We start from the raw sequence: 11,412 nt of genomic DNA on the forward strand, positions 1-11,412 counted from the left end.
ATTATGTTAAAATGTTTTCCTTTGCGGGCTGATGAATTTACCTTGTACTACCCTATAGCTAAGCCTTTGCATGAAAACATTTCTGACTGCTATTTTTACCTGTTTACTTTCAACTTTTGTGCTGGCACAAACTGCAGTGCAGCCCAATATTACGATCAAGGGAACAGTAATCGATTCAGCCACCGAAGCGCCTATAAGTTTTGTGACCGTTACCTTACAGGATGCCGCGACCAAGCAGGCGATTAAAAGTGGCCTGACCCAGGACAACGGCTCTTTTTCGATAAGCGCCCCGGAAGGGAAGACGTACCAGGTAACCTTCGTTTTTATAGGATATGCTAACAAAACCGTGCAACTTACCGGAACGGGCAAGGAGATTAACGTAGGTATAGTAGCCTTATTTGCAACCAGCAAACAGTTGCAGGATGTTTCGATTACGGCAGTGAAGCCGCTGGTGAAGCAGGAGATAGACCGGATAAGCTACGATGTACAGGCCGACCCGGAAACCAAGACCCAAAATGTGCTGGACATGCTGCGGAAAGTTCCGCTGGTTACAGTGGATGCCAGTGATAATATTCAACTTAAAGGCAGCGGAAATTATAAGATACTGATCAACGGCAAGCCATCGTCGCTTATAGCGCATAACCCTTCGGATGTGTTCAAGTCGATGCCGGCCAGCAGTATCCAAAAGATAGAAGTGATTACAACGCCACCTGCAAAATACGATGCAGAGGGCCTGACCGGTATTATCAATATCATCACCAATAAAAAGGTTGACCAGGGTTACAATGGCAATATAAACCTGCGCGAGAATACCATATATGGTCCGGGGGGCGGGCTATCGCTTACCGTAAAGCAGGGAAAATTTGGCTTATCGATGTACAGTGGTGCAAGTGACCGTACTAAGACCACCGTTACCTCCCAAAACACCTTGCAAACTTTTGATGATCAGAAGAATCTTCTGTCAAACCTGGCACAATCCGGTTCGAACGCAACCACGGGGCATTTCCTGTACACGAGCGAGGAATTTAGCTATGAAATAGATACGCTGAACCTACTTACCGCTTCACTCGATCTGAACGGAGCGCATTTTAACAGCCTGGGTAATTCAATCTCTCAAACCTTCGGCGGCAACGGCGGACTGACGCAGAGCTATCTTCAAAACACCACCAGCCATACCAGGTGGAGCGGGTTGGATGCGGGCATTAATTACCAGCTTGGTTTTAAAAGCAACAAGGACAGGTTGCTGACAATGTCGTATAAATATGACAAGTCGCCCAATTCGAATGACAACCTTATCGACGTGCTGAACAGGTACAACTATGCCGTGCCAAGCCTGCATCAGACCAACGCCACAGGAACACGCGAGCAGACTTTCCAGGTGGATTACGTACATCCGCTGAAAAAGATAAATATTGAAGGCGGGCTGAAAGCGATATTACGGAAAAATTACAGCGATTTTGAAACCGCAGACCTGGACACCGTAAACCATGTTTACGTTAATGATCCGCGAAGCGACAATACCTACAACTACCAGCAAAACGTTTACAGTTTTTATAATACCTACCAGTTAAACCTGAAGGACTGGGGTTTTAAGGCTGGCCTGCGGATCGAAAACACCGACGTGAATGCCAATTTTGTTACTGAAGGTACGCCGCTTGCACAAAATTATACTAATGTGATACCCTCTGTATCCATTCAGCGCAAGTTTAAGGGGTGGAGTGTTAACTTTGGCTTTACCAACCGCATACAACGCCCGGACATATCGCAGGTTAACCCCTTTGTTGATAGCCTGAACAGCAAATTTATCAGCACGGGCAACCCAAATCTGCGACCAGTTTTGAGTCACGCATTCGAACTGAATTACAGCAAATTTTCAAACGGTTATATTAACCTGGGCATTAGCTACTCTTTCGCTAACAACACCATCCAGAATGTCACCAAATTGCTCGATACGGTAACCTACACCACGTATCAGAATGTCGGCAGTGATAAGAACCTCGGAGCACATATCAGTTTTAATTACCCGATCACCAAAAAGCTGAATCTGAATATCAACGGAAACTTCTCTTACATTTTCCTGCGCGGTTATATCAATGGGCAATTATACTCCAACGAGGGTTTCCAGGGGTATACATTTGCTTATGCAGGCTACAAGATCAGCGACACCTGGAGGGCTGGAATCAACGGTGGCTTTTACAGCGCCAATGTATTGTTGCAGGGGAAGTCAAGCGCATACGTTTTTACTTCTATCAGTACCTCAAAGGATATATTGAAGAAGAAAGGCTCGATATTTATCAACGTGTCCAATCCATATGCACGATATAAAACTAATCGCAGCACTACCACGGATGTTAATTTTTACCGTACCAGTGCTTCAGAGTTTCCTTACCGCTCGCTCAACGTCGGCTTTAGCTATCGTTTCGGAAAGCTGAAAGCGGAGATCAAAAAGAATAAACGCGGTATTGAGAATGATGATATCAAAGGCGGCAACAAGGGGGGAGATAGCGGCAAATAAAGAGCCCGGCCCCTCTCCGGGGAGAGGGGGGCTTAAAGAAAGGAGAATTATATTGGAGTCCTCTCCTCTGAAGAGGATTTAGGTGAAGCCAAAAGACAGCGGCAAATAAGATTTTATAGCCATGCACCAAATCTGTAATTTCGCCGCATGACAGTTTACGGGATACCCAATTGCGACACGGTAAAAAAAGCGCTTACCTGGCTAAAGGCCAATCATATTGATTTCGAGTTTCATGATTTTAAAAAGCTTGGCGTATCTGCCAAAAAACTAAAAGAATGGAATAAGAAGGCTGGGTACGAAAAATTCCTGAATAAAAAATCATCCGTGTGGAAGGATGTTGACGAGCGGGTGAAGGAAAGCATTGTTACCGCTGATGCCGCATTCCCGTTATTGCAGGAGAAAACCAGCATCATTAAGCGCCCGGTTATCGAGGACGGAAAATTTCTTTTCTTCGGGTTTGACGAGCAGGCTTATAAAGAACATTTTTTGAAATAGGGTAATCGGCCATAAACCATGGTCGATCAATTAAACTACTCTACTTTATACCGGAATACCTGCCTGCCGACATTCCCCTTTTCGTCTATGCCTTCTATAACTACCTTATAGGTGCCTGTGCCATCGGCATTGTAAAATTCAAATGCCGCGTTGCCATCTTTATCCGTTTTTAGCTCGGGCTGCCAGTAAATAGTGCTACGCAAGTCTTTCCGGTTGGCATTCTCGTTTGGATGTTCATACTTAGGAGAATAAAACGCACGGGCCTTATAAAAACCGGGAACAGTAATGGGCAACAGGCCAATGGAGGCAATATCTTTCGCCTGCAGGCCGCTGCCTTGTTTTGTTGTGATCACCAGCACTCCACCGGCACCCTGCATCCCATAAATTGATGCATTGGCGTCATAAAACAACTCGACTGTTTCAACTGCATTCGGGTTAATATAATCTAATGGGAAATGCCAGGGCACGCCGTCAAGCATAATAAGCCCCGGAAAATTTCCAGATGACGTTATAGCAAAACCAAGTCTGCCATGAAATTTGCCGGCCAGCCTTATAGACAGCATGCCGCCGGTTTTTTCCAATTCCTCTGCATGTACCACCTGGTTCGCATGTCCCGGACCCAGCAAACTGGATGACCTGTAATTATTGTTTTCCTTGAAGCCTTTAATTTTAACCTCTTTCAGCATTCTCCCTTTACCCAAGCCAAGCGCGTTTAACTGCTCCTGTTGCTTTTCGGTATTTACGAGATAATTGGTGACGGATGCGTTAACATTTTGATCGGCTAAAGTAATGGCGGTGTTTACCGGCGGAATAATATCTTTTCGATAAGTTAGCTTCGTAACATTCCTTCCTTTTGCATTCGTCGCATTTAATATGAAATGTATAGTATCGGTAAACATCAGGTTGCTGAACCTGAAATTTCCCTTATAGTCAGTAGTTTGACTCGATATAGGACCGCCCATCTGCGAGATTAGGGATACTGTGCCTTCATTTAGAGGTCTGCCCAATATGCTTGATGCCGTACCGCTGATCTCCAATCCCGTTTCAGGCTGATAAGAAATTTTGTTATTTGTGCTGTCCAGCACTTGTTTCCATTCAAACCTGCGGTAGCCGTGGGTCAGCATTACCAGGTCAAGTTCTTTGAGTTTTTGGCCGGTAATGTTGTTGAAGTAATAATTGGGTTGTTCGATATAACCTTTCAGGTCGGATGTAAGCAGCAGGCTGGATAAGATGGTGGTTTCCTCATTTTCATTGGTTTTGACTTTACTTTCGTCAACCACTGACACCGAAAAATGCCCGATTGCAGTGGAATCCGCCCGGGTTTTGGCTGTAAGTTTGATGTTAACATTATCCCGTGCATGGTAGGTTTCCTTATCTGCCGCAACGTCCAGGTTTAATTGGTCGTAGTTTTGGATAAATATGAGCCTTTCGCAAAGCGGGTCGTTTTGAGGTGAAAATAAGGTGATGCGGGTTATCCCGGTGAATAGTTTCCGTTTGATCAGGTCGACAGTAATAAGGTTGCTGTCCAGTTTGCAACTGACCGTATTGGCTATCCCGCCCGAGTAAATGAGCAGGGGATACTCCTTACCCTTGTTTTCGTTGAAATAACGTTGGTTTGCTTTTACGATGACGGTTACTTTTTGCAATGAGTCGTTATTGACGGATAAGACGATGCCCTTGTCTTTTGCCAGCGGAAGCGGTATGCTATCCTTAGTTCCGTCGGCATAGGCTATTTCAGCTTTATGGCTCTGCCCTTCTTCTGGCGTCAACTCAAAATAGCCCATACCCAATCGCGCCGAAGCAAATTCGGCTACAAGCTTTCCCGTGTTATCGATTATATTCCCCTTTACATCGACGCCCATGCCACTTACGCCGATAGCTTTAAAAGCGACCTTATTTTCGATACCGCTCACCATTTCGCCGCCTTCGGGGAAGAATTGAAGATCAGTTTTGGCATGGATCGTTTTTATTATATTGCTTTCAGGTATTTTGTTATCAAGCAACGATCCTACCGGTATTTCCTTTTCAAAAAAACTACCGGGATCGTTACGCATCCAGCGGCTCCAGGCCCTTATGTGGTAACTGCCTTTTGGCAAGCTATCCGGCAGGGCAAAATCGCCCCAGGCTATACCATCTACTAATCGCAGTTTGATGCTTTGGTCTACCTTGTATTCCGTATTGATCAGGTCGGCATGCAGTACACCGCTGATGGTTGATGGCACATGCCGTTCGCCCATCGTTACGTAAGCTTTAAAATAGATGGTATCGCCTGCGGCATAGTAGGGTTTGTCGAAATGCAGATAGATTTTTTCCGCCGGATGGGTGCCGGTATAATTTTTAAGTTTTTCAATAGGGGTTTTTAAATTATGGTATTCACCCTGGGCAAAGACATTGGCAGCGCCCGCAATAGCGATAAGAAAAATTACCAGTATCCGCGCACATGTCTTCATCTTCGAGTGAGAAAACGGAATATAATAAAGGTTTATAGGATACAAATTACGTCGATTTTCCACACTTAACTATCTCGCTGTCAGATTTTTTTTCCAAAACGGACTTATAAGTATGTGCAGCTATCACCAAATTTGGTAACAATTATTTTACCCGGCCCCTAATTATCTAATTTATACTAAATTGCGCGCTCAATTAACTAACTGAACTGAAATGAAATTGAAATTTATGGCCGGTTTTACACTGGCCTTATTGATTGCCGGCGGAGCAGCGAATGCGCAGCAGACAAATCCCCCCGCTGCCCAGCAGCCCACACAAACCGCAACCAATTACGATTACCACGAGACATTCGGACCCCCGTTCTATTCAAAAAACGGCAACGAATTCAGGGCTGCGGATGGCGCGCCCGGAGCGAAATACTGGCAAAACCGGGCCGATTATCAATTGGCCGCACACCTGGATGATGCAACGAACCAGATAACCGGGTCGGAGGTGCTTACCTATACCAACAACAGCCCGCAAAAGCTCGGCTTTTTGTGGATGCAGCTTGATCAAAACTTGTTCAAATTGGATTCGCGCGGTACGCAGATCGTGCCGCTGGTAGGCAACCCGCCAAAACAGCAAAGCCGCAATTGGGGCCGCGGGCAGGATTTTGATGCGGGCGATAAGATAAAATCGGTACAATTATTAAACGCAAAAGGGCCGGCTACCGACCTGAAATTTTTAATAAGCGATACGCGGATGCAGGTGTTCCTGCCGCAGGACGTGGCGCCTAATGGCGGACAGGTGAAACTGAAAATTGAATACTCATTCATCGAACCGAACTACGGTTCGGACCGCACCGGAATACAAGAAACCAAGAACGGCAAAATATTTACCATAGCCCAGTGGTACCCGCGCATGTGTGTGTATGACGATGTAATGGGCTGGAACACGCAGCCATATACTGGTCCGGGTGAGTTTTACCTGGAGTACGGCGACTTTGACCTGCGCATTACCGCCCCGGCAAACCACATTGTTGTTGCTTCGGGTCAGTTGCTTAACCCCCAGGAGGTTTACACCCCCGAGCAATTGAAGCGCTGGGCAGAAGCCGAAAAAAGCGAAAAAACAGTTGTTATCCGCTCGGCCGACGAGGTTACACAAGCTTCATCGCGCCCAGCAGGCAAAAAAGAGCTTACCTGGCACTTTAAGATCAATAACGCACGTGATGCTTCGTGGGCATCGTCGGCATCCTTCATTATTGATGCTGCTAAAATGGACCTGCCAAGCGGTAAAAAATCCATTGCTATCTCAGCCTACCCGGTTGAAAGCAATGGCAACGACGCCTGGGGCCGTTCGACAGAGTATGTTAAAAAATCTATTGAGTTCAACTCAAAACAATGGTTCGAGTTCCCTTACCCTGCCGCTACGGCCGTTGCCGGTATAGTTGGCGGTATGGAATACCCCGGTATAGTTTTCTGCGGGTATAAAGCAAAAGGCAGGAGCCTTTGGGGTGTAAATGACCACGAATTCGGTCATACCTGGTTCCCGATGATCGTGGGATCGAACGAACGTTTGTACGGCTGGATGGACGAAGGTTTCAATACATTCATTAACACCCTTTCGACCTATGACTTCAATAATGGCGAATACAGGCATGGGGGCGAAGATATGCATGACCATGCATCGAGGTATACGCGTACCGGGCTTGAGCCGATGCTGAGCCAGCCGGCTAACCTGAAGGAGCGCAACACCGGTTTATTACTATATGCCAAACCGGGCGCCGGTTTGACGATACTGCGCGAACAGATATTGGGCCCGGAGCGTTTCGATTTTGCTTTCAGGACTTACATTAACAGGTGGGCATTTAAACACCCAACGCCGGATGACTTTTTCCGCACGATGGAAAATGCCGGTGGCGAGAGCCTGCAGTGGTTCTGGCGCGGATGGTTCCTGAACAACTGGAAGCTTGATGTTGCTGTGAGCGATGTTAAATATTTTGATAACGACCCAACCAAAGGCGCAATGATCACCATTGACAATTTGGAGAAGATGGCTATGCCTGTTATACTGGAGATAAAGACAGTTAGCGGTAAAACCGACCGTGTGAAACTGCCGGTAGAGATTTGGGAGCGAAATACTTCATTCAGTTTTAAATATCCTTCGACAGAAGCAATACAATCTGTAACGTATGATCCTGATAAAGTTTTCCCGGATATTAACCCCGATAACAATACCTGGACAAGCGACAAAAAATAAAAGAGAACCCGGTGAAAGCCGGGTTTTTTGTTGCCCATTACCGAAAGATGGTAAAAGAAATTGTTCATTCTGAGGTCAATTAAATGTTAAATTTAAAACCACGGCGCTAAAAAGTAAGTTTTAGTTGTAAATAGCTTATATTTATGCTACCTATCTTTCCTTTATGAATATTAAGAGCTTTAGTATTATTTTTTTGCTGTTCATCAGTAGCGGGCTGTATGCACAAACTTTGGTAAAGGGGGTAGTTGTCGAATACAGGGATGGCACCAAACTGGAGAATGTGTTTGTACGCGACTTGTCAAACAAACAGGCAACCCTTACAGATAAATCGGGCAGGTTTGAGATACATACTGAAACGGGGCATTTACTTATTTTCTCATCGCCGGGGTATATGACAGATACTTTGTATGTGGTTGATCTTTCCCAAAAACATGTCGAGCTGAAAACACAGCCAATACAATTACGCGAAGTAAACGTTACCGCTACGCGTACACCCTCGTTCAATCCGCAAAAGGAATACCCCCAGGTTTATGAGAAAGCTAAAGTGTACCCGTTGTCGCCTTCCACGTGGTTTGGCCGGGAGGCCCGGAACGCACGCCGCCTGAAAAGGTATTTTAAGACAGAGCAGGAGGAAAGGGTTGTAGACAAGGTATTTACACGGAATTACGTGGGGAGCATTGTGCCGCTGAAAGGGCAAGACCTGGAGGATTTCATGACCTTGTACCGCCCGTCATACGGCTTTATTACCAGTAACAATAGCGAATCGCTGGCGGTTTATATCAACGACTCGTATAAAAAATATATGGCGCTGCCCGAGGACAAGCGACATATCCAGCCTTTGGTCAGTCAATAGTCAATTGGCATTTGATTGGACCTTTTAGTCTTTCGGACTAAGTAAAACAAACAACCTGTTTTGCTGCTTGTAGTTATATAAAATCTATAACTATGAAGAAGAAATTAATAAGTATGGTATCACTTGCGGCCATGTGCGCCATATTGTTTACCAGCTGCGCACCGCATCATGCGCTGCCGCCACCACCGCCAAAACCACCAGCACCGTCGCGTTAATAAGGTGTTTACACCGATTGTGATTTTGTGATTACACCGATTGTTTTTTGATCCCACATGATGATCGGTGTAATCATTTATTCAGATATTCCGGTGGGATAGGGTTGCCTTTGCGTTCAGAGTCATAAAACCAGCCGAGTATCCAAAAGCGGGTGCCGTCAAAATAGAGTTCGATGCTGTTGATACCCCGTTCGGTAACCGGGCTGTCGGCAGCCGCCCTCGACTCGTATGTGCTAAACACGTGATAAATAGCGCCAAAATGATCCACTTTGCGTGATATTTCGCGTTCATAAAACCCCTCTTTTTCGAGGAAAGGATCGGACAGGCGATGGAATTCCTTCAGGCTTATATAATGGAATACCGGCTTGCCGGTTTTATTCATATTAACCGAACCCACGTTTACGTTGGGCCAATGCAGCAGGCTGTCGCGCTCGTAACTGGCCTTTTCGCCCTTTTTTACCGTTACAACATCATAATAAGCTTTCATTATTCCGTCGAGGGTGCTAACGTTGTCGCCGAATTTGGTGGTTACCTGGGCGAATGAACTTTGAGTGATAAATATGCAGGGAATGAGTGTGAATAGTAAGGTGATTTTTTTCATGTGAATTGGTTTTTAACCAAAGCTACCGAACTGCGGGAGAAGGTGGGTATGTTGAAATCACTTTTGTATCTAATTCCAGTTCGTTTCAGAACAAAGATTGATTTCCAGGTACTCTACTTCAATACACGCTCCGAGCTTAAACCTTTTATTAACCGGCAGTCACTAAATCTTGGCGATTATTTTGTTATCAATTGAATAATTATCTATTTTTATTTTATATGAAATACCTAACCTTTATCTTCATTTTTTATTGTTTTTGTGTTGATTCTAAAGCTCAGCAAAACACAAATATTGATACGTCCTTAAAATTCAATCGGCGGTATACAACCTGCGAAAAAAAATGGGTCGTTTTATCAAGGAACGATAACAAGAAAACATATTCCTTTGGTTTCATCTATATCGATAGCCAAGCTGGATTTACATATGATCTGCAGGGGGTTTTTACCGTTGATGACCACGGAAGATACGTAAGAGACACAAATATTTTTAAAAATTCGGGTTCGATAAAATACCGAATCGCTCCAAACTGGCAGTATGTAGCATTATTGCCTGAACAGCACTTTGAAGAGCTTAAGATCAAGGCGGAACCGGAATGGGTGAAAACCTATTATAACTATACCGATACCGTAGCTCATGATTATCGATGGGGTTATTTATATAACGAACTTGGTGAATCTGCTATAGCACTTAACTACCTCGAACCAGCTTACCATATGAAACCGGATGCACCTGGGGTAGGATTTGAATTAGCGTTTGCATACAATGCTTTACAAAGGTTTGATAATGCGATTTTAGTACTTGAATCTGCTATTAAACACAATTCTGATAATGCTTATTTCTATAAAGAACTGGGTTATGCTTATCTGCAAAAAAAAGAATATGATCAAGCTATCGAAGCTTATAAAAAAGGACTTGCACATTTTCCGGACAAGGTTGATATAGATCGTGGAGAAATGGCATTCAATATGGCGCAGGCGTATAAGGCATTAGGTAACAGGGAGGACTACAATAATTGGATGATCAAGGCAAAGTCTTTCATGCCGGAAGATTCGGCTTATTATAAGACCATCATTAACGCAGGTTTTTAGTAGCCCAACAACAACTTTTACAGCCTTTTGCCTGTACACAAAACTTTTTCAATTAACCTCTTGAAAATCAAAAAATAAGTCCGTACTTTTGCAGTCCTTAAAATAAGTACGCCGTGTTGGCGCACTAAGGGATAAAAACAAAAAAGAAAAAAAAAGCAAGAATGCCTACTATTCAGCAATTAGTTAGAAAAGGTAGAGTAGCTATGGTTGACAAGAGTAAGTCGCCAGCGTTGGACAGCTGTCCACAGCGAAGAGGCGTGTGCACGAGAGTGTATACCACTACCCCTAAGAAACCAAACTCAGCAATGCGTAAAGTTGCCCGTGTGCGCCTTACAAACGGAAAAGAAGTGAATGCCTACATCCCTGGTGAAGGCCACAACTTGCAGGAACACTCTATAGTGTTGATCCGTGGTGGACGTGTGAAAGACTTACCGGGTGTACGTTACCACATCATTCGTGGGGCACTGGATACCTCGGGTGTTAACGGCCGTAACCAGCGCAGAAGTAAATATGGTACTAAACGTCCTAAACCAGGCCAGGCAGCAGCCGCACCTGCAAAAGGTAAAAAGAAATAATTAAGGAGGATAGTAACAATGAGAAAGTCAAAACCAAAAAAGAGAATTATCCTTCCTGATCCAAAGTTCAATGATACTTTGGTAACAAGGTTTGTAAACAATATGATGTATGATGGTAAAAAATCTACCGCATACGCTATATTCTACAACGCCGTTGAAATTGTTGAGAAAAAAACAAGCGAAAACGGTTTAGAAACCTGGAAAAAAGCTTTGAACAACGTAATGCCTGCTGTTGAAGTAAAAAGCCGCCGTGTAGGTGGTGCTAACTTCCAGGTGCCTACTGAAGTTCGCCCTGACCGTAAATTGGCTTTGGGTATGAAATGGCTGATCAGCTATGCTCGTCGTCGTGGCGAAAAAACCATGATGGAGAAATTAGCAGGTGAG

10 protein-coding genes are annotated in these 11,412 nt (G+C 44.6%); 8 read left to right on the forward strand and 2 right to left on the reverse strand.

The window, feature by feature from the left end; genetic code table 11:
- The first annotated feature begins 70 nt into the window (after nucleotides 1–70).
- Entirely contained in the window at nucleotides 71–2,515 is a 2,445-nt protein-coding gene (locus VL525_RS12825; RefSeq protein ID WP_325387138.1) for an outer membrane beta-barrel protein, read from the forward strand.
- 147 nt (nucleotides 2,516–2,662) lie between these two features.
- Nucleotides 2,663–3,010 (forward strand): Spx/MgsR family RNA polymerase-binding regulatory protein, encoded by a 348-nt coding sequence (locus tag VL525_RS12830; protein ID WP_325387140.1) that lies wholly within the window; start codon nucleotides 2,663–2,665, stop codon nucleotides 3,008–3,010.
- Nucleotides 3,011–3,045: 35 nt separating this feature from the next.
- Here the strand turns inward: VL525_RS12830 and VL525_RS12835 are convergent, their stop codons facing one another.
- Complete coding sequence (locus tag VL525_RS12835; protein WP_325387142.1) at nucleotides 3,046–5,460, reverse strand: TonB-dependent receptor; 2,415 nt, start codon at nucleotides 5,458–5,460, stop codon at nucleotides 3,046–3,048.
- A 211-nt stretch (nucleotides 5,461–5,671) separates the two neighbouring features.
- On the opposite strand from VL525_RS12835, the gene VL525_RS12840 reads away from it, so the two are divergent.
- From VL525_RS12840 to VL525_RS12850, 3 genes are all read left to right on the forward strand, one after another.
- A complete protein-coding gene (locus tag VL525_RS12840; RefSeq protein WP_325387144.1) occupies nucleotides 5,672–7,696 on the forward strand; it encodes a M1 family metallopeptidase in 2,025 nt (674 codons plus the stop codon).
- Nucleotides 7,697–7,859: 163 nt separating this feature from the next.
- Entirely contained in the window at nucleotides 7,860–8,549 is a 690-nt protein-coding gene (locus VL525_RS12845) for a carboxypeptidase-like regulatory domain-containing protein (RefSeq protein WP_325387146.1), read from the forward strand.
- A 92-nt stretch (nucleotides 8,550–8,641) separates the two neighbouring features.
- A complete protein-coding gene (locus VL525_RS12850; RefSeq protein ID WP_325387148.1) occupies nucleotides 8,642–8,764 on the forward strand; it encodes a hypothetical protein in 123 nt (40 codons plus the stop codon).
- A gap of 73 nt (nucleotides 8,765–8,837) precedes the next feature.
- Here VL525_RS12850 and VL525_RS12855 read toward each other — a convergent pair whose 3' ends face one another.
- Complete coding sequence (locus VL525_RS12855) at nucleotides 8,838–9,365, reverse strand: hypothetical protein (protein WP_325387150.1); 528 nt, start codon at nucleotides 9,363–9,365, stop codon at nucleotides 8,838–8,840.
- A gap of 218 nt (nucleotides 9,366–9,583) precedes the next feature.
- On the opposite strand from VL525_RS12855, the gene VL525_RS12860 reads away from it, so the two are divergent.
- The 3 genes from VL525_RS12860 to rpsG all read left to right on the forward strand — a co-directional run.
- The gene (locus VL525_RS12860; RefSeq protein ID WP_325387152.1) at nucleotides 9,584–10,453 is read left to right on the forward strand and encodes a tetratricopeptide repeat protein; all 870 of its coding nucleotides are present in this window, start codon (nucleotides 9,584–9,586) and stop codon (nucleotides 10,451–10,453) included.
- A 161-nt stretch (nucleotides 10,454–10,614) separates the two neighbouring features.
- A complete protein-coding gene (gene rpsL / locus VL525_RS12865; RefSeq protein ID WP_273631272.1) occupies nucleotides 10,615–11,028 on the forward strand; it encodes a 30S ribosomal protein S12 in 414 nt (137 codons plus the stop codon).
- 18 nt (nucleotides 11,029–11,046) lie between these two features.
- Nucleotides 11,047–11,412, forward strand: a 366-nt coding sequence (rpsG, locus tag VL525_RS12870; protein WP_325387156.1) for a 30S ribosomal protein S7, incomplete at its 3' end; no start/stop codon positions are given.

The sequence above is a fragment of the Mucilaginibacter sp. genome (assembly GCF_035492695.1).
Lineage (GTDB): Bacteria > Bacteroidota > Bacteroidia > Sphingobacteriales > Sphingobacteriaceae > Mucilaginibacter.